Here is a 24694-nt window from a genome sequence, read left to right as displayed (position 1 = left end):
TCAGCCCCCGGTGACCGGTGGGAAGAAGGCAACTTCATCCCCGGCACGAACAGGATGCTGCATCGACACCAGCGTCTGATTAACCGCGGCCAGTAGCTTGCCGGATTCCAGCGCCAGCGCCCAGCGATCGCTTTGCTGCGCCAGCTGACTACGCAGGGCTTCGACATTCTGATATTCCGCGGGCAGTTCAAGGCGATCAATACCGACCAGTTCGCGCACCTGGGCGAAAAACAGCACGTTAATCATGGGCCACCGCCTGGAAATCACCGGATTTCCCGCCGCTCTTACTTAACAGGCGACACTGCTCAATGGTGATATCTTTCTGCACGGCTTTGCACATATCGTAAATCGTTAACGCAGCGACCGATGCTGCCGTCAGCGCTTCCATCTCAACCCCGGTTTTCCCCGTCAGGCGGCACAGCGATTCAATGCGAACCCGGTGATGTTCAGGTTCGGCGCTTAACGACACTTCAACCTTGCTCAGCAGCAGCGGATGGCACAGCGGGATCAACTCCCAGGTCCGTTTGGCCGCCTGAATACCGGCGATGCGCGCCGTGGCGAACACATCCCCTTTGTGGTGGCTGCCATCGATAATCATTTGCAGCGTTTCAGGACGCATGACGACATAGGCTTCTGCCCGTGCTTCACGCACGGTTTCCTGTTTGGTGGACACATCCACCATATGCGCCTCTCCGGCGGCATTAATATGCGTTAACTGAGACATTTACGGCTTCTTCACATGCGAAACAAAGTGACAGGGACGGGTGCGGGCATCGAGCTGATCTTGAATGATGCGCTCCCAGGCAAGCTGGCAGGCGCCGGTGGATCCCGGTATGGCGAAAATCAGCGTGTTATTGGCTAAACCGGCCACCGCGCGCGATTGCAGGGTAGATGTGCCAATATCCTCATAGGAGATCATGCGGAACAGTTCGCCAAAGCCTTCAATCTCGCGATCGAACAGCGGCAGTAATGCCTCCGGCGTGGCGTTTTTCTCGTTAAACCCCGTACCGCCGTTAATCAGCACCACCTGCACATTATCGCTGGCGATCCAGCGCGAGACTTCAGCACGAATACCGTAGCGGTTATCCGCCACGATACCGCTCTCCACCGTGTGGTGCCCGGCCTCTGCCAGCGCTTCGCGCAGATAGTCGCCGGAGCTGTCAGTTTCAGTCGTATGGCGATCGGAGACGGTGAGTACCGCCACGTTAAGGGGGATAAAATCCGTTGATCCTTTGCCCATATATACTCCTTAGATTAACGCCTGTATCGTCGGCTGTTAGCCGCCGATAAACGAGAGATTTTGTGTAATACCGGTATTTCCCTGATGGAGAAAATGCGTCTCTTTCTTCGTCGTCAGGCTACCGGCAATACGCGCCTGTAATTCGGCCTGCTGGCTGTCATCGGCCAGCAGATCGCGCAGTGGCACACCGCCATCGCCAAACAGGCAGAGATGAAGATTTCCCGTCGCAGAGACGCGCAGACGGTTACAGCTGGCGCAAAAGTCTTTTTCATACGGCATGATCAGGCCAATTTCACCCTGATAATCCGCATGACTGAACACCTGCGCCGGGCCGTCACTGCGGGCGCGTAGTTGCTGCACCCAGCCCTGTTGCACTAACTGGTCGCGGATCACCTGCCCGGATACATGGTGTTTGCGGAACAGTGCACCACCGTCACCGGTTTCCATCAGTTCGATAAAACGCAGCTGAATGGGACGGGTGCGTATCCAGTCGAGGAAGGTATCGAGGCTTTGATGATTGACGTCACGCATCAGTACGGTGTTGACTTTTACCTTGCTGAATCCGGCGTCGAAGGCCGCATCAATCCCGCGCATCACGTCATCAAATTTATCCTGCCCGGTGATGGCATGAAACTGGCGCGCATCCAGGCTGTCGATACTGACATTCAGCGCGGTCAGCCCGGCAGCACGCCACTGCGCGACATCGCGCTTCAGGCGATAGCCGTTGGTGGTGAGGGCTATCTGACGAATGGAAGGATTTTCACGCACGGCCGCGATGATCTCGGTAAAATCACGGCGCATGGAAGGTTCACCGCCCGTCAGGCGCACTTTTTCCGTACCTGCTGCGGCGAAGGCACGTGTGACGCGGCGGATTTCATCCAGCGACAGGAAGCTTTTGTTCTGCGCGCCCTGCGGCTTGTAACCGTCGGGCAAACAGTAAGTGCAACGGAAATTGCACACGTCGGTGATCGACAGGCGCAGGTAATAAAACCTGCGCGCGAAGTTATCAGTAAATTGTGGCACCTGTGACACCTTTCCAGATAGGGAGATGCAGTCATTTCTTTCTGCACCCTGGCAACTCAACGGTTGCGGCCAGGACACCATATCCAGCAGGACACAGGTATCAGGGCTTAAGTGTGATTCACCGAACATCGGTAAACCGTGATAGCGCAAATGTTAGCGCTAATACAGCAGGGTTACCAGCGCAGTATTTCGCTATGTATTATTATATATAACGCATTTTCCCCGCATTTTAGCGGACGTTTAGCGTAAAATAAGGCTCATAACAGTTTCATCACATGACGAATGGATATTATGCGAAATCGCACGTTAGCTGACCTCGACCGCGTGGTGGCATTAGGGGGAGGACACGGTCTGGGCCGTGTGATGTCCGCCCTTTCACCTTTGGGTTCCCGCCTGACCGGCATTGTCACCACCACCGATAACGGGGGTTCCACCGGGCGTATACGCCGCTCTGAAGGCGGTATCGCCTGGGGCGATATGCGTAATTGCCTGAATCAGCTGATCGCCGAACCGAGCGTTGCTTCCGCCATGTTTGAGTACCGTTTTGCCGGTAACGGTGAGCTGGCAGGGCATAACCTCGGTAACCTGATGCTGAAAGCCCTCGATCACCTCAGCGTCAGGCCGTTTGAAGCTATCAATCTGATCCGCAATTTGCTGAAGGTGGATGCATTCCTGATCCCAATGTCCGAGCAGCCGGTTGACCTGGTGGCGCTGGATGAAGAAGGCCATCTGATATACGGCGAAACTGAAATTGATCAGATGATACAACCGCCGCAGGAGCTGATGCTCGCGCCCAAAGTCAGCGCCACGCGTGAAGCGGTGGAGGCCATTGGCGAAGCTGACCTGATCCTGATTGGTCCGGGCAGTTTTTACACCAGCCTGATGCCCGTTCTGCTGCTGCCTGAGATTGCTCAGGCCCTGCGCCGCACGCCGGCCACGATGGTGTTTATTGGTAATCTCGGGAAAGAACTCAGCCCGGCGGCCGCGAAGCTGACGGTCACCGATAAGCTGGCCATGATGGAGAAGGCGATAGGCAAACGTGTGATTGATGCGCTGGTGCTGGGGCCAAAGGTCGACAGCAGCCAACTCGACGGGCGACTGATCATTCAGGAACCGCTGGAGGCCGGGGATATTCCGTATCGCCACGATCGCCAGTTGCTACGTCTGGCGCTGGAGCACGCAGTGCAGGCAATGGTGTAGAGACGGGGCGACCGGAAAAATTAATGTCTGATCATTCGGCTTCAGGTCTGAGGCCAGTTTGAGCACGCCGGATCGGCAACTGCCGCATCCATGCGGGCCTCGGCACGCGGCGTCCCTGCCGCGTGACGTCCGGCTTACCTCAAACTGGCCCCATCCCCGCAGAACGTCTGCTCGCTGTAGGTATTACAACCCCCACCATGTGACAGTCTCTGCGGATTGATTTGAATCAGGATTTTGGATCTGGGTTTTGACCTGGATTTTGACGTTGAGGCGGCATTCAGCAGCGCTGAGGAAGCGCAGCGGGAAAGCGAAACGCCCTTGACGTTGACCTGAACCATCGTGCAGGCCCGCGTCACTGGCCGACCGGAAAAGAAGGTGGCTGCAAATAATGCAGGTCTTGTTTTGTGGGGATCCCTCAGGGGTCGCCACTACAGAATCGGGTCAGCCCAGCGCTAGGATGCCGCGATAAACAGCTCGCGCACCTTGTGAAGCTGGTCGCGTACCTGGGCGGCCTCTTCGAACTCCAGATTCTGTGCATGCTTTTGCATTTGAGCTTCCAACTGATGGATGCGTTTCTGCAATCCACCCGGCGACAGATCAACATATTCGGGATCGTCTTCCACAATGCTGCGCCCTTTCATGCTGCGCACCTTCGCTTTGTTCTTCGCCAGCCCCTGGCCCAACTCCAGAATGTCCGCAATTTTCTTATTCAGGCCCTGCGGTACAATGCCGTTTTCCAGGTTGTGCTGCTCCTGCTTTTCACGACGCCGTTCCGTTTCACTGATCGCACGTGCCATAGACGGCGTGATTTTATCACCGTAGAGGATAGCCTTACCGTTAAGGTTACGCGCCGCACGGCCTATGGTCTGGATCAGTGAGCGTTCAGATCGCAGGAAGCCCTCTTTATCCGCATCGAGGATCGCCACCAGCGACACTTCGGGCATATCCAGCCCTTCACGCAGCAGGTTAATCCCCACCAGCACATCAAACTCACCGAGTCGCAGGTCACGGATAATCTCCACACGCTCCACGGTATCAATATCTGAGTGCAGGTAACGCACCCGCTCGCCGTGTTCTTCCAGATATTCGGTGAGATCCTCTGCCATACGTTTGGTCAGCACCGTGACCAGCACGCGCTCGTTTATCACTACGCGTTTACGGATTTCAGACAGCAGATCGTCCACCTGCGTCCCCACCGGGCGCACCTCAATGGTCGGGTCAAGCAGGCCGGTGGGACGCACCACCTGGTCCACCACATCACCGCCCGACTTCTCCAGCTCATAGTTTCCGGGCGTCGCGGACACATAGATAGTTTGCGGCGCCAGCGCTTCAAACTCTTCAAACTTCATCGGACGGTTATCCAGCGCTGATGGCAGACGGAAACCGTACTCCACCAGCGTCTCTTTACGCGCCCGGTCACCGCGATACATCCCGCCGATTTGCGGGATCGTCACGTGGGACTCATCAATGACCAGCAGGCCATCAGCAGGCAAATAGTCAAATAGCGTAGGCGGTGCCTCACCAGGCCCACGCCCGGAAAGATAGCGAGAGTAGTTTTCAATGCCCGAGCAGTAACCCAGCTCGTTCATCATTTCCAGATCAAACTGAGTGCGCTGGCTGATGCGCTGCTCTTCCAGCAATTTATTATTGGCCAGCAGCACCTGTTTGCGATCGACCAGCTCCACTTTGATCTCTTCCATCGCCTGCAAAATGCGCTCACGCGGTGTCACATAGTGCGTTTTCGGGTAGATGGTGTAACGCGGTACCACCGATTCAATCTGCCCGGTCAGCGGATCGAAAATGGATAAACGTTCGACTTCTTCATCAAACAGCTCAATACGCAGCCCATAGTCGTCAGACTCTGCCGGGAAGATATCGATCACTTCACCGCGTACGCGGAACGTGCCACGCTGGAAAGCCTGGTCGTTACGGGTGTATTGCAGCTCGGCCAACCGACGCAGGATCGCGCGCTGGTCGATGACCATGCCACGAGACAGGTGCAGCATCATCTTCAGATAGAGGTCCGGATCACCCAGGCCGTAAATCGCTGAAACGGAGGCCACCACAATCACATCCCGCCGTTCGAGCAGGGCTTTGGTGGCAGAAAGACGCATCTGCTCAATATGTTCGTTTACCGAGGCGTCTTTTTCAATAAAGGTGTCAGAACTGGGGACATAGGCTTCAGGCTGGTAATAGTCGTAGTAAGAGACAAAGTACTCCACCGCGTTATCAGGGAAGAACTCTTTCATCTCGCCGTAAAGCTGTGCCGCCAGCGTCTTATTGGGTGCCAGTACCATCGTCGGTCGATTGAGATCGGCAATCACGTTGGCAATCGTAAAGGTTTTACCTGATCCGGTTACGCCCAATAACGTTTGATGCGCCAGGCCATCTTCCAGCCCCTCTTCCAGGCGGCGAATCGCTTCCGGCTGATCGCCAGAAGGTTTGAAATCGGAGTTGAGTTTAAACACTTTGCTCATAACAGGCTACCTGATGAAGAGGGACGCGAACCGGACTGTAATTCTACTCTGCCGTGACGATTTTGCCAGCAAAAAAGGCTGGATAAAATCCCAGGTATTTTTCATACTGCTTCAAAGAAACGCAAAGCCGCACTTTTGCCGCCCGGTGCGCAAACGTATGCGGAAAGTGTCTGAGAGGCTTATCCCCAGATAGTTTAGCCTTTTAACATTTGTCAATAGCCGCCCGCCAAAAGCGCTGATGGATCAACCCAGGATTTTTACCTGTATTGATTTTAAATAAACAATTGATTTAACTATATTTTATCAATAAGCCGAGTTTCACACCAACCCGAGCCAAAGCCGCGTCCGCTCTCGCATTGCGCAGGTTTTCAGACGTTAATGCACAAGGTTATCCACAGGAATAGTGGATAACTGTTTTCAGCGCCTGACCCGTCTGATGTGTATAAATCGTCCCCACGCTCCCATCTGACCGCCAAATATTTTTTTTTGCTTTTTTTTCGTCACGCAAAGGGGGCAGCAGCAAGGATAAACGGGCAACTTATGCACCGTTTTGAGCCACGTGCGCCTGTCGAATTATCACCTCACATTTTCGGCTCTGCTATTTTACATGGCAGTTGCACCATGACTGTTTCACCTGCGGCACTGGCCCGGTGCAGCGCGCGGTTGACCACGAGCCATTGTTTAGCGTCGCTCACCAATACCTGCCGTCAATGTTACCACTTTGTGTATTTTTGGCCTTTTTCCGAACTGGCCTGCTATTTGCAAGCTATATCAGTACCGCCTCACGCTTTCATCACACCAAAGCGAAAAGCGCTAAGCCGCGGGCATTTTTATCAATGCCGGACTGTTTGCCTGACGTCAAAGAGCGTAAGCAAAACAGGTGCGATCGATAACTGTCTGAAGGAGAGTGTCAGATGCTCAGTTTACGTTCTATTAATCAATTTTATGGGCAAAACCACATTCTGTGGGACGTTGACCTGGATCTGCAACCTGGCACCTGCACCGGCATTATCGGCCAGCCGGGAATGGGTAAAACCACGCTGGTGAACTGCATTATGGGACACCTGCCCATCAACAGCGGTTCCATGATCTGGCAGGAAGATAACGGCCCGCCGCAGGATCTGTTACTGCAACCGGTAGAGAAACGCGCGTCGCTGGGCATTGGCTATGTGCCGCAAGGGCGCCAGATTTTTTCGCAGATGACCATTGAAGAGAACCTGCAAATTGCCCTGCTGGCAGGGGCAGGTATGGCGCGCCATCGCGCAATCCCGCCGATGGTTTACGATCTGTTTCCGGCGCTTTACTCTCTGCGCCATCAGCGCAGCGGCGAGCTGCCGATTGGCCAGCAACAGCAACTGGCGCTGGCACGTGCGCTGGTACTGCAACCGAAGCTGCTGATTCTGGATGAGCCGACGGAGGGGATGTCACCCTGGCTGGAAGAGGAGATGGGCAATCTGATCCATCGTCTGAATCACGACTTCGGCATGACGATTCTGTTGCTGGAGCAGCGCCTGTCGTTTATTCGCCGCGTGGCCGATTACTTCCTGCTGCTGCATCGCGGGCGCAATGTCGCCCATGGCAAAGTTGCCCAACTGAATGACAGCATGGTGAATACATGGCTGACGGTGTAATGACGACGGGTCGACCGGAAAAAAGGGGTTCCCCCTACAGGATATCGTAGGGGCGGCCCCTGTTTTCTGGTCCGCCAGTCAGCCTCAAGGTAGCGTAATAAAACGCCCTAAATCCTCTCTCCCCTGCCCGGTCAGATGCGGGATTTCACCCAGTAACGGTGCGGGGATACGTTGTTTCAGCGTAGCCAGATATTCCTGATGCCGTTGACCCGGCGGCTGAATACCGTTCGCAATCCATCCTGCCAGCGGCAAACCGGCAGACTGTACCGCCAGTACGGTCAGCAGCGCATGGTTGATACATCCCAGCTTCACCCCCACCACCAGAATCACCGGCAGCTGCATCTGCTGTACCCAATCGGCAAACGTGAGGTTGTCCGACAGCGGCGTAAACCAACCACCCGCCCCCTCCGTCAGCACCCAATCCGCCTGCTGTTCCACCGCATCAAGCCCGTCAGAAAGCTGCTGGGCGGTAATCGGCCGCTGCTCCACGGCACTGATAATATGCGGTGAGGTCGGTTCAACAAAAACCAGCGGATTCACCACATCGTAGGGTAACCTGACCGCGCTGTTACGTTGCAATGCCAGAGCATCTTCATTACGAATCCCTTCCGGGGTGATCTCACTGCCGGAGGCAACTGGCTTATAGCCTGCACAGCGATAGCCCGCGGCCCGTGCCGCCTGGAGTAACGCACAGCTGGCCACAGTTTTTCCCACTTCAGTATCCGTTCCGGTCACAAACCAGCGTTTATTCACGTTCCATCACTCCTGAAACCAGTTGATAACTGAGCAGGCAACCGCGCACATCACGCGGCCAGACCTGTTCAAGCTGTTGCAGTTGCCCGCGGCTCAGCGGCCGTTCTTCGCGGCCCTGATGCAGATGGGTGGCACCGATGCCTTTTAAGGAACGAAGCAGACTCAGGACATCCGGGAAGGCCAGCGTCAACGTGTAAGGGGTCAGCGTCAGTGCACTGCCCGCCGCCGCCTGTTTAATCCTGCTCAGGCTGGCAAACGCGTTAACCGGTGCCGCCCGTCCGAGCACCTGCCAGGCCTGCTCTACTTCAGTAAGTGACCCGGCTGCCAGCGTAGAGAACAGCACCTGACCGCCCGGTTTCGTCACCCGTTGCAGCTCACGCAGCGCTTGTGACAAATCGCTGCACCACTGAACGGCCAGATTGCTCCAGCAGCGATCAAAGCGGGCATCGGCAAACGGCAGCGCCTCGATATCGCCGGGCTGGTAATGGTCCGCAGCGTGGCTGTTCGCTGCCTGCTGAAGCATTTTTTCCGACAGATCCAGTGCCGTGACCTGATGCCCGGCAGCACGCCAGCGCTGGCTGAACCAGCCGGTGCCACAGCCAGCATCCAGCACCTGCAGCGTGTGACCGGGGCGTGCCAGCGCCATCAGGTGTTCACCGCACTGACGCTGAAGATCCGCATGTTGGTTATAGCAGTGTGCTGCGCGCCCGAAGGCTGCCGCTACGGCCTGCTTATCAACGGTTTGCTGCATGGAGAGCCTCCAGAAGCCGATCGATATCCTCCGTGCGATGAGCCGCACTGAGAGTAATACGCAGACGTGACGTCCCCGGCGGCACGGTGGGGGGGCGGATGGCGCTGACCCAGCAGCCGCGTTCACGCAGCCGCTGCGACAACGTCAGCGCCGCCTGTTCATCACCGACCATCAGGGGCTGGATGGCACTGTCGGAGGATGCCAGTGACCAGGGCAAACCAGCCGCCTGCTGGCGGAAGTAGTGAATGTTGGCCGACAGCTGCTCGCGCAGACCCTCGCCTTGCCGGATACAGCCGAGGGCCGCCTGCAGTGCGCAGACCTGCGCAGGCGGCATCGCGGTGCTGTAAATCAGGTGACGGGCAAACTGCAGCAGGTACTCGGCAGTGTCCTCATTGCACAGCACCGCTGCGCCGCTGACACCAAAGGCTTTGCCGAAGGTGACAATAAGCAGCTCCGGTTTCACCCCCTGCTGCCAGCAGCTGCCGCGCCCGTGCTCGCCGCAGACGCCGATACCGTGCGCATCATCCACCAGCAGCCAGCCGCCCTGTGCCAGAGAGAGCTGATGCAGTTCTGCCAGCGGGGCGCGGTCGCCGTCCATACTAAAAATCCCCTCCGTCACAACCAGCGTTTCGCCGTTGGCAGGCAGAACCAGCAGCTGCGCCAGTGCCGACGACTGATTATGCGCGAAGCGCCGCAGCGTCGCCGGGCTAAGGCTGGCGGCTTCAAGCAACGAGGCATGGCACAGCTTATCGGCGAAGATCCGGTCATTTTTCGCCATCATCGCCGTGATAACGGCCTGGTTCGCCGCAAATCCTGAAATAAACAGTAATCCGCGATCGTATCCCAGCCAGTCGGCCAGCTCACTTTCCAGTGCGGCCTGAGGGGCGCGATAGCCGGTCACATGCGCCGAACCGCCTGCGCCAACGCCATAGCGTGCAGCGCCCTGCTGCCATGCGCTGATGATGCGGGCATCGTGGCTTAATCCGAGGTAATCATTCGCTGAGAAGTTCAGATAGTCCTGCCCCGCCACCCGCAGGCTGCGTGCATCCCCTTGCTGGCTAGGGTGGCGCTGGCGGTACTGCCCGCTGCTGCGCCGGGCGGTCAGTGCCTGTTCAATACGCTGTGACCAGCTCATTACAGCGCCGCGTTGTAGAACAGGTCGGTATCCGCAGTCATCAACTGGGCTGCCAGCGCCTGTTGCTGCTCGTTATCCCCGCTTTCCGTCTCCGTATGCTGCGGGTTCAGGCCCAGCTTGCGGAACAACACCCGGTCTTTGTCCTCTTCCGGGTTTGGCGTGGTCAGCAGCTTGCAGCCGTAGAAAATCGAATTGGCTCCGGCCATAAAGCACATCGCCTGGGTTTGCTCGCTCATCTGCTCACGCCCGGCAGAGAGGCGCACATGGGAACGCGGCATCATGATGCGCGCCACCGCAATGGTGCGTACAAAATCGAAGGGATCGACGTCATCGTTATCCGCCAGCGGGGTGCCTTTGACTTTGACCAGCATATTGATTGGCACGCTCTCCGGCGGGGTTGGCAGGTTGGCCAGCTGCACCAGCAGGCCAGCACGATCGCTGACTGTTTCTCCCAGCCCGACGATGCCACCGGAACAGACTTTGATCCCGGCATCGCGCACTTTGCCCAGCGTATCCAGTCGCTCCTGATAGCTACGGGTGGTGATGATGCTGCCGTAAAACTCCGGCGAGGTATCCAGGTTATGGTTATAAAAATCCAGCCCGGCATGCGCCAGTCGCTGCGCCTGCTGCTCGCTCAAGGTGCCCAGCGTCATGCAGGTCTCCATCCCCATCGCTTTTACCCCCTGCACCATCTGCTCCAGGTAAGGCATATCGCGCTCGTGCGGGTTTTTCCATGCGGCGCCCATGCAGAAGCGTCCGGATCCGGCGGCCTTGGCTTTACGCGCTGAACTGAGCACCTCCTCCACTTCCATCAGGCGTTCGGAGGTTAGCCCGGTTTTATAACGCGAGCTTTGCGGACAGTATTTACAGTCTTCGGGGCAGGCCCCGGTTTTGATCGACAGCAGCGTGCTGACCTGCACCTGACGCGGATCAAAGTACTGGCGATGGATTTGCTGCGCCTCAAACATCAGTTCGAGAAAAGGTTTATCAAACAGCGCCTGTGCCTGAGAAAGGGTCCAACGAGTTGCCATTGCTTGCTCCAAAAAAGTCTGTCATTTGTCTTCACGGCCTGGTTATACTTGTAAACTAAATTTTTTATTTTTGGTTTACAAGTGATTTTATGACCCCTGACGATCTCGCCTTTGACCGTGAGCATATCTGGCACCCTTACACCTCCATGAGCCAGCCGCTTCCCTGCTACCCGGTGGTCGCTGTCGCTGGCACCTCGCTGGAACTGGCGGATGGCCGCCAGCTGGTGGACGGCATGTCCTCGTGGTGGGCGGCGATCCACGGCTACAACCATCCGCGCCTTAACCAGGCGTTACAGACGCAGATGGCGCAGATGTCCCATGTGATGTTCGGCGGCGTCACGCATCCGGCGGCGGTTGCGCTGTGTCGTCGTCTGGTGGCGATGACGCCACAGAATCTGACGTGCGTATTCCTGGCAGACTCGGGGTCCGTCGCCGTTGAAGTGTCGATGAAAATGGCGTTGCAGTACTGGCAGGCGAAGGGCGAAAAACGCCAGCGTTTCCTCACCCTGCGTAACGGCTATCATGGCGATACCTTTGCGGCGATGTCGGTGTGCGACCCGCAAAACTCCATGCACAGCCTGTATCAGGGCTATCTGCCGGAGCATCTTTTTGCACCCGCGCCGCCGCGTTTCGATCAACCGTGGCAGGCACAAGATGCCAATGAGCTGGAATCGTTGATTGTTGAGCATCATCGCCAGCTGGCGGCGGTGATCCTCGAACCTATCGTGCAGGGTGCAGGCGGCATGCGCTTTTATCATCCGCGCTATCTGCAACGGGTGCGTGAGCTGTGTGACCGCTATCAGCTGTTGCTGATCGCCGATGAGATCGCGACCGGATTTGGCCGTACCGGCAAATTGTTCGCCTGTGAACATGCGGCCATCAGCCCGGACATTCTCTGCGTGGGGAAAGCGCTGACCGGCGGCACCATGACGCTCTCAGCAGCCCTGACGACACGCCAGGTGGCAGACACCATCAGCAACGGCGCCGCCGGTTGCTTTATGCACGGTCCAACGTTTATGGGCAATCCGCTGGCCTGCGCCGTGGCATCAGAGAGCCTGGCAATATTGCAGGAGAACCACTGGCAGGCGCAGGTGGCAAACATTGAGCGACAGCTACGCACGGCACTGTTGCCCTTGAGCACACAGCCGGAAGTGGCCGATGTGCGGGTGCTGGGGGCGATTGGCGTGGTGGAGACGCACAGAAGCGTCAATATGGCGGCGATGCAGCAGTTCTTTGTTGAACAGGGTGTGTGGATCCGCCCGTTCGGGCGATTGATTTATCTGATGCCGCCTTACGTGATCACTTCACAGGCGCTGACACAGCTTACGGACGCCGTCAGTGCCGCTATAGCACATCCTGCCCTGTTTAATTGTTAACAATGGAGGCAGTCTCCAGGCAGCCGTCAGCGTGATGCGCTACGCTTTTATCAGGTTTTGCGCGGCCTGCTGCCGCAAACAGGAGATAACATGCCACAAGATAAACAGACCAACCGTCGGCTGCTGCTGGCCTCTCGTCCGCACGGCGCACCGACTACGGCGAATTTCCGCCTCGAGGCACAGCACGTTCCTGAACCCGCTGCCGGACAGGTGCTGTTGCGCACTGTCTGGCTGTCGCTCGACCCTTATATGCGTGGACGCATGAGCGATGCCCCTTCCTATGTGCCACCCGTCGCCCTTAATGAGGTGATGTGTGGCGGAACCGTATCGATTGTTGAGCGCTCTGAGCACGCAGATTTTGCCGCCGGGGACTGGGTGCTGAGTTACAGCGGCTGGCAGGATTTCGCGATCTCCAGCGGAGAAGAGCTGGTGAAACTCAGCGGCCCGGTGCTGAAGCATCCATCCTGGGCGCTGGGAATGCTCGGGATGCCGGGCTTTACCGCCTATATGGGACTGCTGGATATCGGTAATCCCCAGGCGGGAGAAACCGTGGTGGTCGCCGCCGCGACAGGTGCCGTTGGCTCCCTCGTTGGCCAGATTGCCAAACTGAAAGGCTGCCATGTGGTGGGCATTGCAGGCGGTGCGGAGAAATGCCGCTACGCCGAAGACATGCTGGGCTTTGATCGCTGCCTCGATCACCGTGATGACAACCTGGCCGAACAGCTGAGCCGTCATTGCGCCGATGGCATTGACGTCTATTTCGAAAGCGTTGGTGGCAAGGTGTTTAATGCCGTGCTCCCGCTGATGAACACCAAAGGACGCATTCCGGTCTGTGGCCTGATTGCCGACTATAACAGCACCGGGCAGCACGCCGGATCGGACCGCCTGCCGCTGCTGCAAAGCGCCATCCTGAAAAAACGCCTGCGCGTTGAGGGCTTTATCATTACTCAGGATTATGGCCACCGCTTTGATGAGTTCTTCCGCCAGATGAGCCAGTGGGTGACTGAAGAGCGCCTGGTATTCCGTGAAGATATTATCGACGGGCTGGATAATGCGCCGGAGGCGTTTATCGGTATGCTGGAAGGGAAAAACTTCGGCAAGTTGGTGGTGCGTGTGGCAGGAGATAAACCCTCATGAAGTTATTAATGGTATTAACCTCGCACGATAAACTGGGCGATACCGGCCATAAAACCGGTTTCTGGCTGGAAGAGTTTGTTGCGCCTTATTATGTTTTCCGTGATGCCGGGATCACCGTAGAGCTGGCTTCTCCGCTGGGCGGACAACCCCCGCTCGATCCGGTCAGCGACGAGCCGGATGCACAAACCCGCGACACCGAACGTTTTCGCAGTGACGTGGAGGCACAGCAGGCGCTGGCCCATACGCAACGTCTGGATGCTATCGATGCCAGCCAGTTTGATGCGGTGTTCTATCCTGGCGGGCACGGCCCGCTGTGGGATCTGGCCGAGAATGCCGACAGTATTCAGCTGATCGAAACGCTGTTTGCTAATGGCAAACCGGTGGGCACCGTCTGTCATGCGCCGGGGGTACTGCGTCATACCAAAAAACCCGATGGCACGCCCATCGTTGCCGGGAAACGGGTGACCGGGTTTACCAACAGCGAAGAAGCCGCCGTTGGCCTGACGAATGTGGTACCTTTTCTGGTCGAGGACGAGCTGAAGAAGCTTGGCGGTCAGTTTGAACACACTGATAACTGGGGTGTTTATGTGCTGACCGATGGCCACCTGGTCACCGGACAAAATCCGGCCTCTTCCGCAGCGGCGGCCGAAGAGCTGCTGAAGCTACTACACCAATAAATGGGAGATGACATGAAATTAAGCAGCCAGAATTTTAACGACGGAGATAAGTTGCCGGAACGCCAGGTGCTGAATGCCATGGGTTACCAGGGTGATAATCTGTCGCCACATCTGGCCTGGGACGATGTTCCCGCTGGGACAAAAAGTTTTGTGGTGACCTGTTACGATCCTGATGCTCCTACCGGTTCTGGCTGGTGGCACTGGGTGGTAGCAAATCTGCCCGCCGAGACGCGCGAACTTCCCGAAGGCGCAGGTTCCGGCAAAGTGAATCTGCCAACGGGCTCAGTGCAGACGCGCACGGATTTCGGCAGCGCGGGCTACGGCGGCGCGGCACCCCCAAAAGGCGAATCCCACCGCTATATCTTCACCGTGCATGCCATTGACGTTGAAGCGCTGGAAGTGGATGAGAACGCCAGCGGCGCCTTGGTAGGCTTTAACGTGCATTTCCATTCGCTCGGTAGCGCATCCATAACGGCGATGTATTCATAATTTTCCGGGTGAGAGGCGGGGGCATTTCCCTTCCGGCGCAATGCCCCCGCCTCACTATTACTCTAAAGCTTTGACTATTTGCATGGCGACTTTTACCCGCAAGGTATTGGGATAGTTTTTATTCGCCAGCATGACAATACCGATCTGTTTTTGCGGGATAAAGGCCACATAGGCTCCAAAGCCCCCCGTAGCACCCGTTTTGTGTACCCATGATGCCTTCACCCGTGGATGCGATTGCGCATCCCGCACCTGCTGGGGCCCCAGAGCCACCGGACTATCAGCGCCTCTGATGGCCAGCGTTGACTGTTCTGGCCAGTCAAGCATCTCCCAGCCAAGTCCCTGATATAACGCATCAGTGCGATAATAACGCGTCTGGGCAAGCACCAACCCCTGCTGCAATGTCTTATCCCCGACCTGTTCAGGATTCATATTGGCCTGCATCCAGCGCAACATATCTTTTATGGACGACTTCACACCGTAGGATTCGGCATCCAGCATACCAGGCGATACGCGGACGGGTTTCCCATCGCGATAACCCCACGCATAAGCATTTTCGCTGACTTCTGGTACGGTAATAAATGTGTGTGTGAGTTTTAGTGGCGTCAATACACGCTGCTGCATCACCTGTTCAAAGGAGAGCCCCGTTGGCTTTACTGCCAGCATGCCAAAAAGTCCGATACTGCTATTCGCATACTGCCGCGTCTTTCCCGGAGCCCACTGAGGTTGCCACTGTTGATAGAAGTTTTTCAGCCCGTCTTCATCCGTAACGGCATCCGGAACCTGAAGGGGCAAGCCACCTGCCGTATACGTTGCCAGTTGCAATAGCGTAATGTTGCGCCACTGTGGAAGATTAAGTGCCGGCCAGTATTGACTGGCACGATCGTTAAGCGCGATCTCACCTTTTGCCACCGCCACGCCCCCCAGCACACCGGTGAACGTTTTACTCACCGAACCCAGTTCAAAAAGGGTGTCCTGAGTCACCGGGAGATGCTGCTCTTTATCTGCCATACCCCAGGTAAAATAGTATGGTTTGCCTTTTACCAGGACCGCCACTGCCATACCCGGAATGTTTTGCTGATCGATAAGGGGTTTAATCGCCTGGCGGACCGTTGTTTCCACATCAGGAGCCGCTACGGCACCCAATGAGTATGCCGATGCCAGTACAGCCACCATCACAGCCTGAGAACGTAATTTCACTGTTTCTAACCTTCCATATTCTTGAACAGCAGTCAGTTTGACGGGTTTGACAAACAGCAACAAACTGTTAATTTTTACACCTGATAAAAGAAAATCTTACAGGTAAAATCCGTGCCCCGCCCTTACATCCCCCTCAATGCGCTAAGAGCATTTGAAGCAGCTGCGCGCCATCTAAGTTTTACTAACGCAGCAGTTGAACTGAATGTAACGCATGCGGCCGTGAGCCAGCAGGTAAAGTCACTTGAGCAGCAGTTGGGCTGCTCGTTATTTATCCGTGTTGCTCGCGGTCTGATGCTGACCACGGAAGGCGAGAATTTGTTACCGGTCTTAAACGAATCTTTTGATCGTATTGCCAATACGCTGGACCGTTTCTCTGCGGGTAAGATGCGCGAAAAATTAAAAGTGGGGGTGGTTGGGTCCTTTGCTACTGGTTTGCTGTTGCCGCGCCTGGAGGATTTCAACCACCGTCATCCGCATATTGAGCTGCAACTGTCCACACACAATAATCGGGTTGACCCCGCAGCCGAAGGTCACGATTACACCATCCGCTTCGGTAGCGGTGCCTGGCACGGCACCGAGGCGACGTTAATTTGTGATGCCCCGTTTTCACCGCTCTGTCATCCCACGATAGCCCGTCAGTTACAGCAACCGGCGGACGTGCATAAATTTACGCTGTTGCGGTCATTTCGTCGTGACGAGTGGAGCCACTGGTTGCACAGTCTTAACGAACTCCCACCTTCTCCCTCACATCCGGTGATGATTTTCGACTCTTCGCTGACGATGATCGAGGCTGCCTTGTTGGGAGCGGGCATTGCGCTGGCACCAGTTAAGATTTTTCATCACCTGCTACAAACGGAGAAAATTGTTCGCCCTTTTGACGCTGAAATCCACCTTGGAGGCTATTGGCTGACACGGTTACAGTCCCAGCCAGAAAGTGAGGCAATGACGATGTTTTCCGACTGGCTTAACAGGCAGTTTAAAGAGAGTTAATGAAGAGTAAGCGGACCTGCCAGATGATCACCCGCAGAATCAATGCTCCTGGCCAATATGATTACTCCTGGCGCTTTCTTTTTACGATGAGTCCATTATCCTGAAGGAAGTAAACCCCGCCACTGACGGTGAAACTTGCGGAACTATTTATATTATGGCCAATTGTTATCACTTTGTTTTTATCAATACAGTTGATGGGAGGAGGCATATCATCAAAACATAGACTATCATATCCATCCCCTTCTTTATAACCATCACCAAAATCCCACAGTATCACATGATATCGCCCATCCTCACTTGGCCTGGGAATATTGTATTTTTCTTTTAATATCGTTTTATTTTTTAACCACCATTTTATTTTCCCTTCATCTGTAAAAGGATAGTCTTTAACTAAAACCTCACTATAATTACCGTCCTGATGGACAGCGATGATTTTAATTGGCTGATAACATTCCCATAATAAAACCCCAAAAAACACCATCAGCATCAAAATGTAATACACTCTTTTTTTTGTCGATTTTAACAGCACCCATTCAATACGATCTTATCTTAACGGTTAACCCATCATCCTGAAGGATATAATATTCGTTACCAACGGTGAATTGAGTGACGTTGTCTTTGCTGTGACTGATAATCATCAGTTTATTTTTATCAATGCAGTTTTTGGGTGGAGGCATATCGTCAAAACATAGGCGATCATATTTACCCTCTTCTTTATATCCATCACCAAAGCCCCAAAAAACAACATTATAAATCCCACTTTCATCTGGTTTGGGAACATTATATTTTGTTTGAAACATGTTTTTATTTTTTAGCCACCACTCTATTTTTCCTTTATCAGTAAGAGGGTAATGCTTTACTAATATGGTACTATTGTTACCTCTCTGATGAACTGCAATAACTTTAACTGGCAGAAGCAAAAAATATAATACACACCCAACTATAACCATCATCACCAGAAGAATAAGTGATGTTTTTTTATATCTTTTTAACATTACGTTCACCTGTAATCTCAATGGTGGTTTCCATATTGGTCATAAACGGCTTAAAGGCAAACTTGCTATAGCGCTGAAGCACAAACCAGATACGAAACAGGCGAAATTGCCTGAACTTCCAATCCAGTACATCTTGGTTATCCAACCCAAAATGGTCCTGAATTTTATAATGCACAACAGCGCGAAAACGATCACCGTCTATCCTTAGCGATTTAATATTTATCCGGGTAGCCCAAGTATCATGCACGCTAATCCCCATCCCGTTGATCCGGTCCTCAATGCGGTCGAATTTAGGAAGTATGCTCTCATTTACAGCATCAGTAAGTTTTACTTTCCTATGCGTCGGATAGAGGCCATTTTCCCAGTCAATATTTAACGCAAAGGCATCTTTTAATAACAATCGTGAACTATTTTTTTTTGCATTATCAGTCAGTATCTGCTCTCTCAGCGCCGAGTCTAACCTTGTGCTGCTAAAATTCATGCCTTTTTTATGCTGCATGTGGGTGATCATCTCGATAATGTTATCCCGGTACGGTCCGTAAAAAGAGAACGTTTTTGAGCACGCACGGAACTCATCAAACAGAATATTGATGCACTCCTGTTTGCTAATCGACTCCGTGTGCCAGGAGGAGGACGCAGGATAAGTGGGCACATTCTGGTAATTTTTTCGTGCCAGGGTCCAGGGATCAACCCTGTCAGAGACACTGGAAAGACCAAAATCTTTTTTTAGCTGCTCCGCACTTAAATCACCGCAGCACATATCCTTAGCGCCGAAGTCATCCATACGTTTCTGGGTGGTAAAAATGGTGCAGGGAAAAGATAATGCAGACATTGAAAACACTCCTTTTTTTTTAAAATGGTCATCCTGAAACTGACTTCCTGTCAGTTCTCACGCGGCATCAGAGAAAGTGTGATTATGTTGTCGACAACGTAATTTATCGATTACACTCAGTACTTCCAAATTAATATGAGGATAAAAACCAAAAGTGCAGCACAGATCATAGTTATTGATAAATAGTAAAAATACGACTAGCACAGGGGGTATTACCACTTTGCCCTATTAAAATCAGCCATAATAAAGCCTCTGTTGAGGCCATCGCCATCATACCGACCTACTTTTTACTGATGATAATAAACTTTCATTCAATCCGTCTTTCTTTTGACGATCAGACCATTATCCTGAAGGATGTAAACTCCATCATCAAGTGTGAAATCTGTAACGTTGTATTTATCGCGACTGACGGTCATCATCGCATTTTTATCCACACAGTTTTTGGGCGGTTTCATATCCTCAAAACAAAGACGATCGTATTTATCCAACTCTTTATATCCCTCGTCAAAATCCCACAATGTTACATGATATCGCCCCTGCTTATCTATTTTGGGTATATTATACGTCTCCTTTACCATTCCTTTGTTTTTTAACCACCATTCCATTTTCCCTGCATCAGTAAACGGATAATTTTTTACTAATACGATGCTATAACTACCACTCTGATGAACGGCGATAATTCTTACTGGACGACACCATAACCATAATATATAACCACCAATAATCATGATTATCAAAACCATGAATTTTCTTTTTTTAGAACTATTTAACATTACGTTCACCTGTAATCTCAATGGTGGCTTCCATATTGGTCATAAACGGTTTAAAGGCAAACTTGCTATAGCGTTGAAGGACAAACCAGATACGGAACAAGCGAAACTGCCTGTATTTCCAGTTATGTACATCCTGATTATCCAAGCCAAAATGGTCCTGGATTTTATAATGTATAACAGCGCGAAAACGATCACCTTCTATTCTTAGTGATTTAATACTGATCTGGGTTGCCCAGGTATCATGCACGCTAATTCCCATACCGTTAAATCGATCCTGAATGCGATCAAACTTTGGAAGTCTACCTTTGAATATCGCATCTGTAAGTTCATTTTTCTCATTTGAAGGATAGTAACCATTTTCCCAATCAATATTTTTTATTAACGTTTTTTGTAATAACAACCGTGAACTATTTTCGTTTGATTGATCAGTCAATATTTGTACTCTCAATGCCGAATCCAGCATCGTACTACTAAAATTCATCCCTTTTTTATGCTGCATATGGGTGATCATCTCAATGATGTTATCCCGATAGGGACCGTAAAAAGAGAACAATTTTGCGTACTCACGGAACTCATCAAACAGGATATTGATGCACTCCTGTTTGCTAATCGACTCCGCCTTCCAGGCGGATGAGGATGCAGGATAAGTGGGCACTTGCTGGTGCTTTTTTCGTGCCAGCGTCCAGGGATCAACCCTGTCAGAGACAGTTGCAAGGCCAAAATCTCTTTTCAACTGCTCCGCACTTAAATCCCCGCAGTGCATATCCTTAGCGCCGAAGTCATCCATACGTTGCTGGGTGGTAAAAATGGTACAGGGAAAAGATAATGCAGACATTGAAAACACTCTTTGTTTTTTAAAATAGTCATCCTGACACTGACTTCCTGTCAGTTCTCACGCGGCATCAGAGAAAGTGTGAGTCTGTTGTCGACAACGTAATTTATCGATTACACTCAGTACTTCCAAATTAATATGAGGATAAAAACCAAAAGTGCAGCATAGATCATAGTTATTGAGAAATGGTAAAAATACGATTGGAAAAAATATGCTATTTTTCGTTATGCTTATTTTGACACAACCCTCTTCATTATTATCTGAGTTCGTTACGCTAAGCGATAATCAATCATCTTTAATAATGCTTCATGTGATATCGCTCTGGCCAATAAAAAAGGGCCAGCCAGAATATGGCCGACCCTTGATATTGACTGCCAAAAAATTAACGTGCTTAATCCAGCTGGTGAACGACCACCCACATTGGTCCCTGCCCTACCGCATAGCGTGCCAGCGGCTGTAACAGGCCACGGTCGGCAGTGATTTTATACACTTCGATATGGTGCGACTTCTGCCCTGCTGCCACCAGGTACTGGCCGCTATGGTCGATGTTGAAACCACGCGGCTGCGTTTCCGTAGGCTGATGGCCTTCAACGGTCAGGCTATCGCCCCCGGCACTGATGCTGAACGCGGTAATAATGCTGGCGGTGCGGTCGCAACTGTACAGATGACGGCCATCCGGCGTGATATGAATGTCGGCAGCCCAGCGGGTATCGCTGAAGCCTTCCGGCATCATATCCAGGCTCTGTACTTTCTCCACTTCACCTTTACTGATGTCCCAGACGTCAACCGTGCTGTCCAGTTCATTCACGCAGTAGGCATAGCGCTGGTTCGGGTGGAACACCATATGGCGCGGACCGGCCCCTTTGGTGGTGTTCAGCTCAGACTGGGCACGTGGCGTCAGTTCGCCGCTGTCAGACAGGCTGAACAAGGCGATACGGTCCTGCTTCAGCGCCGGAACAAACAGTGTCTGATTGGTCAGATCGATATTGGCGGAATGACAGCCTTCCAGACCGTTCACAATCTGCGTTGGCGCACCCGGCAGGCCATCAGCGCCAATCGGGCTGACGCTGACGAAAGCATCGTTATAAGAGCCGACGAAAATGAAGCGCCCCTGGCGGTCGGTAGAGATATGCGTCGGGCTGCCTGTGAGCGGTGCATGGCCCGCTTCTTTCAGTTTACCTTCGGCATCAATGCGATAGGCGACCACACGGAAATCCGGGCGCACGCCGACATAAAGAAACTTTTTGTCCGGGCTGACCACCATCGGCTGCACCTGGCCTGGGGCATCAACCACCTGCAACAACGTCAGTGCGCCGTCATCATTCAGCTGCCAGGCGTGGATCTGATGGCTCTCAGGGCTGGCGGTATAAACAACTTGTTTCATGAATGCTCCTTGTTCTGAACGGGAAATCGGTAAGTGGCTTTTCTCTTCATCTTCGGATGATGCTTTCTCTCTGTGCCGCCCGTTTTGTGGCTGGCGTCACAAGGTGTACACTTATTGACTTCTTTTGAGCCACGGGAACTGTTATGAGCTATCGCATCATCGCCCTCGATCTGGACGGCACGCTGTTAACCCCTTCCAAAACCATACTGCCAGAATCACTGGAAGCGCTCAAAAAGGCGCAACAGGCCGGCATAAAAATCCTGATCGTGACGGGTCGCCATCATGTGGCCATCCATCCTTTTTATCAGGCACTGGCGCTGGATACACCTGCAATCTGCTGTAATGGCACTTATTTGTATGATTATCAGGCAAAAACAGTCTTACAAAGTGACCCATTGCCCAAAGAACAGGCGCTGCGTGTGATTGAGATGCTCGACACCGCGGGGATCCATGGCCTGCTATACGTCGATGATGCGATGCTGTACAAAACAGAAACCGGCCATGTGACGCGCACCATTAACTGGGGATTGTCACTGCCTGAAGCCCAGCGTCCGACATTCTTGCAGGTCAATAGCCTGGCAGATGCGGCAAAAAATGCGCAGTCAATCTGGAAATTTGCCCTGTCTCATGCAGACACCACGGCGCTGCAACAGTTCGCTGAAAAGGTCGAAGCCGAGATGGGTCTGGCCTGTGAATGGTCATGGCATGATCAGGTGGATATCGCCAAAGCGGGTAACAGCAAGGGCAAACGACTGGCGCAATGGGTAGCCGCCAACGGTTACCAGATGAGTGACGTGATCGCTTTTGGCGATAATTATAATGACCTCAGCATGCTGGAAACCGTAGGATTAGGCGTAGCCATGGGCAACGCCGACGAAGCCATTAAAGCGCGGGCAAAACGCGTGATTGGCACCAATCTGGAAACCGGGATTGCCGACACTATCTATCAGGAAGTGCTGTAATCAGGTGGTGATTGACACGCTTTTTATTTGAGCAAACAGCCACATATGCGGTTTTATCATCAGTTCATCGCGAGCCCAGGGCGTGATACGCGCCCACAGCTCGCTTTGCCCCACCAGCAGCTTCACTTCCACCTGGTTATCAATCTCCAGCAGTTCAGCCACCTGCGCCGGGATAACGTTGCGGATGCTACTGTTCACCGGTGGCTTGAGCACCAGCGATACATCGGCGGCCTGGATACGGATACGTAACGGCGTGCCCGCCGGGGAATCCACCCGATTCACCCAGATATGCTGATCGCCCAGCGACAGCGCCGTCATCTGATAATGCGGATGCTGTTCCAGCACCTGCACGCGCAGAATGCTGCTCTGGTCACTTCTTGGCAGCCACGGACGCATGGCGCTGCTGGCCCAGACTCTCTCCAGTGCACCAAACGCTTTTACCTTCCCCTGATCGAGCACCATGACGTTATCGGCCAGATGCAGCAGTTCATCCAGGCTGTGGCTGACATAGAGGATCGGCGTGGAAACCTGGCGCGCCAGCGTTTGCAGCCAGGCCAGCAGTTCGCGCTTACGCGGTAAGTCGAGGGACGCCAGGGGTTCATCCATCAGCAACATGTCCGGAGCGGTCAGCAGCGCCCGGCCAATGGCGACGCGCTGTTTCTCCCCCCCGGATAATGACCACGGGAAACGATCGAGCAGAGATTCAAGCCCCAGCAGTTTGACCAGTGCATCGAACTGCGGGCGCATGCTTTTTGCCATGCCGTATTCCAGATTGCCGCGCACCCGATAGTGCGGGAACAGGCGGGCATCCTGAAAGACATAACCAATACGCCGCTGCTCCGGCGGTAACCAGATGCCGGTAGCCGTATCACTCAGCACCCGATCGTTCAGCGTAATGCTGCCCTGCTGCGGTACGGTCAGACCGCCAATGGCATTGATCAGTGAGGTTTTTCCCGCACCGGATACGCCAAAAATGGCCGTAACACCACTGGCGGGCAGGGTGGCCTTTACCGTCAGGGTGTGGTCGCCCTGCTGTTGAGTAAAATCGAGGATCAGCATCAGAGACCTAAACGCTTACGACCCCAGCGGGTCAGCCATTCGGAAAGGAGCAGGGAAACCAGCGCCAGCAGAATGGCAATCACGCACAGGCGTGCTGTCGCCCCTTCGGCCCCCGGTGTTTCAATCAGGGTATACATGGCAGAAGGTAGCGTACGGGTTTCGCCGGGTATATTGGAAACAAACGTAATGGTGGCGCCAAATTCGCCCAGCGATCGGGCAAAACCCAGCACCGTACCGGCAATAATACCCGGCAGCGTGAGCGGCAGGGTAATGGTGAAAAAGACCCGCCAGCGCCCGGCCCCGAGGGTACGTGCTGCCTGTTCGAGTTTGGTATCCACGGCCTCAAGCGCCAGACGGATAGCGCGCACCATCAGCGGAAAAGCAATCACCGCTGAGGCCAGTGCGGCACCGCGCCAGCTAAAGGCAAAACTGAAGCCGAACCAGTCATAAAGATATTCGCCAATAAAGCCGCGACGCCCGAATCCCAGCAGCAGCAAATAGCCCACCACCACCGGTGGCAGCACCAGCGGTAGATGGATAATGCTGTCGAGCAGGGTTTTTCCAGGGAACTGACGGCGCACCAGTAGCCATGCCATCAGGATCCCAAAAGGCAGACTACAGGCGACTGCGACCAGGGAAACTTTAAGACTCAGCGCTACGGCCTGCCATTCAGGATCGCTTAAAAACATCGTTTTAACCTTTATCTTTTAACCTGCAGCAGTGTTGGCTGCACTCCCTCACCCCAGTCAC

Annotated in this window: 26 protein-coding genes and 1 riboswitch; of the genes, 8 read left to right on the top strand and 18 right to left on the bottom strand. The window is 53.6% G+C overall.

The annotated features are described in order from the left end of the window. The 4 genes from moaD to moaA form a co-directional block, all read right to left on the bottom strand. Positions 1 to 246 carry a molybdopterin synthase sulfur carrier subunit gene (moaD, locus tag LJN55_RS06740; RefSeq protein ID WP_200640949.1) on the bottom strand — a complete coding sequence of 82 codons (246 nt, stop codon included), beginning with the start codon at positions 244 to 246 and terminating at the stop codon, positions 1 to 3. Next, the gene (gene moaC, locus LJN55_RS06735; RefSeq protein WP_159338069.1) at positions 239 to 724 is read right to left on the bottom strand and encodes a cyclic pyranopterin monophosphate synthase MoaC; all 486 of its coding nucleotides are present in this window, start codon (positions 722 to 724) and stop codon (positions 239 to 241) included. Before moaC ends, moaD begins: the two co-directional genes overlap by 8 nt. Continuing rightward, on the bottom strand, positions 725 to 1240 hold the full coding sequence (gene moaB, locus LJN55_RS06730; RefSeq protein ID WP_167864904.1) for a molybdenum cofactor biosynthesis protein B: 516 nt from the start codon (positions 1238 to 1240) through the stop codon (positions 725 to 727). 36 nt (positions 1241 to 1276) lie between these two features. Next, on the bottom strand, positions 1277 to 2263 hold the full coding sequence (gene moaA / locus LJN55_RS06725; protein WP_133841177.1) for a GTP 3',8-cyclase MoaA: 987 nt from the start codon (positions 2261 to 2263) through the stop codon (positions 1277 to 1279). Next, positions 2254 to 2389, bottom strand: a riboswitch (molybdenum cofactor riboswitch). Its footprint overlaps the gene before it by 10 nt. 165 nt (positions 2390 to 2554) lie before the next feature. Between moaA and LJN55_RS06720 the strand changes: the two genes are divergently transcribed. Then, complete coding sequence (locus LJN55_RS06720) at positions 2555 to 3463, top strand: gluconeogenesis factor YvcK family protein (RefSeq protein ID WP_227535897.1); 909 nt, start codon at positions 2555 to 2557, stop codon at positions 3461 to 3463. A 452-nt stretch (positions 3464 to 3915) separates the two neighbouring features. On the opposite strand, the gene uvrB is transcribed toward LJN55_RS06720, so the two are convergent. Beyond that, on the bottom strand, positions 3916 to 5940 hold the full coding sequence (uvrB, locus tag LJN55_RS06715) for an excinuclease ABC subunit UvrB (protein WP_200640957.1): 2025 nt from the start codon (positions 5938 to 5940) through the stop codon (positions 3916 to 3918). 914 nt (positions 5941 to 6854) lie between these two features. Here uvrB and LJN55_RS06710 point away from each other — a divergent pair. Beyond that, a complete protein-coding gene (locus LJN55_RS06710; protein ID WP_227535896.1) occupies positions 6855 to 7571 on the top strand; it encodes an ABC transporter ATP-binding protein in 717 nt (238 codons plus the stop codon). A gap of 84 nt (positions 7572 to 7655) precedes the next feature. Here LJN55_RS06710 and bioD read toward each other — a convergent pair whose 3' ends face one another. The 4 genes from bioD to bioB are packed head-to-tail and all read right to left on the bottom strand — an operon-like array spanning position 7656 to position 11241. Beyond that, complete coding sequence (bioD, locus tag LJN55_RS06705; protein ID WP_227535895.1) at positions 7656 to 8324, bottom strand: dethiobiotin synthase; 669 nt, start codon at positions 8322 to 8324, stop codon at positions 7656 to 7658. After that, on the bottom strand, positions 8317 to 9075 hold the full coding sequence (gene bioC, locus LJN55_RS06700) for a malonyl-ACP O-methyltransferase BioC (RefSeq protein WP_227535894.1): 759 nt from the start codon (positions 9073 to 9075) through the stop codon (positions 8317 to 8319). The genes bioD and bioC overlap by 8 nt, the downstream gene beginning before the upstream one ends. Next, positions 9059 to 10210, bottom strand: coding sequence for an 8-amino-7-oxononanoate synthase (bioF, locus tag LJN55_RS06695; RefSeq protein WP_133841183.1), 1152 nt, complete (start codon positions 10208 to 10210; stop codon positions 9059 to 9061). Before bioF ends, bioC begins: the two co-directional genes overlap by 17 nt. Further along, positions 10210 to 11241 carry a biotin synthase BioB gene (gene bioB, locus LJN55_RS06690; protein ID WP_171149348.1) on the bottom strand — a complete coding sequence of 344 codons (1032 nt, stop codon included), beginning with the start codon at positions 11239 to 11241 and terminating at the stop codon, positions 10210 to 10212. Before bioB ends, bioF begins: the two co-directional genes overlap by 1 nt. Positions 11242 to 11330: 89 nt before the next feature. On the opposite strand from bioB, the gene bioA reads away from it, so the two are divergent. The 4 genes from bioA to LJN55_RS06670 all read left to right on the top strand — a co-directional run bounded on the left by bioA (position 11331) and on the right by LJN55_RS06670 (position 14920). Further along, on the top strand, positions 11331 to 12617 hold the full coding sequence (gene bioA, locus LJN55_RS06685; RefSeq protein WP_227535893.1) for an adenosylmethionine--8-amino-7-oxononanoate transaminase: 1287 nt from the start codon (positions 11331 to 11333) through the stop codon (positions 12615 to 12617). A gap of 90 nt (positions 12618 to 12707) precedes the next feature. Next, positions 12708 to 13754 (top strand): NADP-dependent oxidoreductase, encoded by a 1047-nt coding sequence (locus LJN55_RS06680; RefSeq protein WP_227535892.1) that lies wholly within the window; start codon positions 12708 to 12710, stop codon positions 13752 to 13754. Then, entirely contained in the window at positions 13751 to 14431 is a 681-nt protein-coding gene (locus tag LJN55_RS06675) for a type 1 glutamine amidotransferase domain-containing protein (protein WP_171149347.1), read from the top strand. Before LJN55_RS06680 ends, LJN55_RS06675 begins: the two co-directional genes overlap by 4 nt. A 12-nt stretch (positions 14432 to 14443) precedes the next feature. After that, positions 14444 to 14920: a kinase inhibitor gene (locus LJN55_RS06670; RefSeq protein ID WP_227535891.1), complete on the top strand. Its 477-nt coding sequence runs from the start codon at positions 14444 to 14446 to the stop codon at positions 14918 to 14920. A 57-nt stretch (positions 14921 to 14977) separates the two neighbouring features. Here LJN55_RS06670 and ampC read toward each other — a convergent pair whose 3' ends face one another. Next, positions 14978 to 16093 (bottom strand): class C beta-lactamase, encoded by a 1116-nt coding sequence (ampC, locus tag LJN55_RS06665; protein ID WP_407647799.1) that lies wholly within the window; start codon positions 16091 to 16093, stop codon positions 14978 to 14980. A 135-nt stretch (positions 16094 to 16228) separates the two neighbouring features. Here ampC and ampR point away from each other — a divergent pair, with 135 nt between their 5' ends. After that, positions 16229 to 17107, top strand: coding sequence for a LysR family transcriptional regulator AmpR (gene ampR / locus LJN55_RS06660; protein WP_227535890.1), 879 nt, complete (start codon positions 16229 to 16231; stop codon positions 17105 to 17107). A gap of 61 nt (positions 17108 to 17168) precedes the next feature. Here ampR and LJN55_RS06655 read toward each other — a convergent pair whose 3' ends face one another. From LJN55_RS06655 to pgl, 6 genes are all read right to left on the bottom strand, one after another. Further along, complete coding sequence (locus tag LJN55_RS06655; protein WP_265106033.1) at positions 17169 to 17594, bottom strand: DUF943 family protein; 426 nt, start codon at positions 17592 to 17594, stop codon at positions 17169 to 17171. A 46-nt stretch (positions 17595 to 17640) separates the two neighbouring features. After that, on the bottom strand, positions 17641 to 18102 hold the full coding sequence (locus LJN55_RS06650; protein WP_227535888.1) for a DUF943 family protein: 462 nt from the start codon (positions 18100 to 18102) through the stop codon (positions 17641 to 17643). Further along, positions 18086 to 18934 carry a YPO3983 family protein gene (locus LJN55_RS06645; RefSeq protein ID WP_200640993.1) on the bottom strand — a complete coding sequence of 283 codons (849 nt, stop codon included), beginning with the start codon at positions 18932 to 18934 and terminating at the stop codon, positions 18086 to 18088. The genes LJN55_RS06650 and LJN55_RS06645 overlap by 17 nt, the downstream gene beginning before the upstream one ends. A 311-nt stretch (positions 18935 to 19245) precedes the next feature. Then, positions 19246 to 19707: a DUF943 family protein gene (locus LJN55_RS06640; protein ID WP_200640995.1), complete on the bottom strand. Its 462-nt coding sequence runs from the start codon at positions 19705 to 19707 to the stop codon at positions 19246 to 19248. Beyond that, positions 19697 to 20542: a YPO3983 family protein gene (locus tag LJN55_RS06635; RefSeq protein WP_227535887.1), complete on the bottom strand. Its 846-nt coding sequence runs from the start codon at positions 20540 to 20542 to the stop codon at positions 19697 to 19699. The genes LJN55_RS06640 and LJN55_RS06635 overlap by 11 nt, the downstream gene beginning before the upstream one ends. Positions 20543 to 20930: 388 nt before the next feature. Continuing rightward, positions 20931 to 21923 carry a 6-phosphogluconolactonase gene (pgl, locus tag LJN55_RS06630; RefSeq protein WP_200640999.1) on the bottom strand — a complete coding sequence of 331 codons (993 nt, stop codon included), beginning with the start codon at positions 21921 to 21923 and terminating at the stop codon, positions 20931 to 20933. A gap of 143 nt (positions 21924 to 22066) precedes the next feature. Between pgl and LJN55_RS06625 the strand changes: the two genes are divergently transcribed. Further along, positions 22067 to 22885, top strand: a complete 819-nt coding sequence (locus LJN55_RS06625) for a pyridoxal phosphatase (protein WP_200641001.1) — start codon at positions 22067 to 22069, stop codon at positions 22883 to 22885. Here LJN55_RS06625 and modC read toward each other — a convergent pair whose 3' ends face one another. Both modC and modB read right to left on the bottom strand, forming a co-directional pair. Further along, positions 22886 to 23944 (bottom strand): molybdenum ABC transporter ATP-binding protein ModC, encoded by a 1059-nt coding sequence (modC, locus tag LJN55_RS06620; protein WP_200641003.1) that lies wholly within the window; start codon positions 23942 to 23944, stop codon positions 22886 to 22888. Next, the gene (modB, locus tag LJN55_RS06615) at positions 23944 to 24633 is read right to left on the bottom strand and encodes a molybdate ABC transporter permease subunit (RefSeq protein ID WP_133841201.1); all 690 of its coding nucleotides are present in this window, start codon (positions 24631 to 24633) and stop codon (positions 23944 to 23946) included. Before modB ends, modC begins: the two co-directional genes overlap by 1 nt. Between the last annotated feature and the right edge of the window lie 61 nt (positions 24634 to 24694).

This window comes from Erwinia rhapontici, assembly GCF_020683125.1.
Taxonomy (GTDB): Bacteria; Pseudomonadota; Gammaproteobacteria; order Enterobacterales; family Enterobacteriaceae; genus Erwinia; species Erwinia rhapontici.
Note: the sequence above shows the minus strand (reverse complement) of the source record. Positions and strands in the feature narration are given on the sequence as shown.

What these genes read in the sequence shown, in the direction of transcription:
- modC (WP_200641003.1), bottom strand. Translation starts at nt 23,944, where the DNA reads ATGCTGATCCTCGATTTTACTCAACAGCAGGGCGACCACACCCTGACG.
- LJN55_RS06680 (WP_227535892.1), top strand. Translation starts at nt 12,708, where the DNA reads ATGCCACAAGATAAACAGACCAACCGTCGGCTGCTGCTGGCCTCTCGT.
- moaB (WP_167864904.1), bottom strand. Translation starts at nt 1,240, where the DNA reads ATGGGCAAAGGATCAACGGATTTTATCCCCCTTAACGTGGCGGTACTC.
- bioB (WP_171149348.1), bottom strand. Translation starts at nt 11,241, where the DNA reads ATGGCAACTCGTTGGACCCTTTCTCAGGCACAGGCGCTGTTTGATAAA.
- moaC (WP_159338069.1), bottom strand. Translation starts at nt 724, where the DNA reads ATGTCTCAGTTAACGCATATTAATGCCGCCGGAGAGGCGCATATGGTG.
- LJN55_RS06645 (WP_200640993.1), bottom strand. Translation starts at nt 18,934, where the DNA reads ATGTCTGCATTATCTTTTCCCTGCACCATTTTTACCACCCAGAAACGT.
- bioF (WP_133841183.1), bottom strand. Translation starts at nt 10,210, where the DNA reads ATGAGCTGGTCACAGCGTATTGAACAGGCACTGACCGCCCGGCGCAGC.
- uvrB (WP_200640957.1), bottom strand. Translation starts at nt 5,940, where the DNA reads ATGAGCAAAGTGTTTAAACTCAACTCCGATTTCAAACCTTCTGGCGAT.
- LJN55_RS06650 (WP_227535888.1), bottom strand. Translation starts at nt 18,102, where the DNA reads ATGTTAAAAAGATATAAAAAAACATCACTTATTCTTCTGGTGATGATG.
- LJN55_RS06640 (WP_200640995.1), bottom strand. Translation starts at nt 19,707, where the DNA reads ATGTTAAATAGTTCTAAAAAAAGAAAATTCATGGTTTTGATAATCATG.
- ampC (WP_407647799.1), bottom strand. Translation starts at nt 16,093, where the DNA reads ATGGTGGCTGTACTGGCATCGGCATACTCATTGGGTGCCGTAGCGGCT.
- moaD (WP_200640949.1), bottom strand. Translation starts at nt 246, where the DNA reads ATGATTAACGTGCTGTTTTTCGCCCAGGTGCGCGAACTGGTCGGTATT.
- bioC (WP_227535894.1), bottom strand. Translation starts at nt 9,075, where the DNA reads ATGCAGCAAACCGTTGATAAGCAGGCCGTAGCGGCAGCCTTCGGGCGC.
- modB (WP_133841201.1), bottom strand. Translation starts at nt 24,633, where the DNA reads ATGTTTTTAAGCGATCCTGAATGGCAGGCCGTAGCGCTGAGTCTTAAA.
- LJN55_RS06710 (WP_227535896.1), top strand. Translation starts at nt 6,855, where the DNA reads ATGCTCAGTTTACGTTCTATTAATCAATTTTATGGGCAAAACCACATT.
- pgl (WP_200640999.1), bottom strand. Translation starts at nt 21,923, where the DNA reads ATGAAACAAGTTGTTTATACCGCCAGCCCTGAGAGCCATCAGATCCAC.
- LJN55_RS06625 (WP_200641001.1), top strand. Translation starts at nt 22,067, where the DNA reads ATGAGCTATCGCATCATCGCCCTCGATCTGGACGGCACGCTGTTAACC.
- bioA (WP_227535893.1), top strand. Translation starts at nt 11,331, where the DNA reads ATGACCCCTGACGATCTCGCCTTTGACCGTGAGCATATCTGGCACCCT.
- LJN55_RS06655 (WP_265106033.1), bottom strand. Translation starts at nt 17,594, where the DNA reads ATGCTGATGGTGTTTTTTGGGGTTTTATTATGGGAATGTTATCAGCCA.
- LJN55_RS06635 (WP_227535887.1), bottom strand. Translation starts at nt 20,542, where the DNA reads ATGTCTGCATTATCTTTTCCCTGTACCATTTTTACCACCCAGCAACGT.
- LJN55_RS06670 (WP_227535891.1), top strand. Translation starts at nt 14,444, where the DNA reads ATGAAATTAAGCAGCCAGAATTTTAACGACGGAGATAAGTTGCCGGAA.
- LJN55_RS06675 (WP_171149347.1), top strand. Translation starts at nt 13,751, where the DNA reads ATGAAGTTATTAATGGTATTAACCTCGCACGATAAACTGGGCGATACC.
- LJN55_RS06720 (WP_227535897.1), top strand. Translation starts at nt 2,555, where the DNA reads ATGCGAAATCGCACGTTAGCTGACCTCGACCGCGTGGTGGCATTAGGG.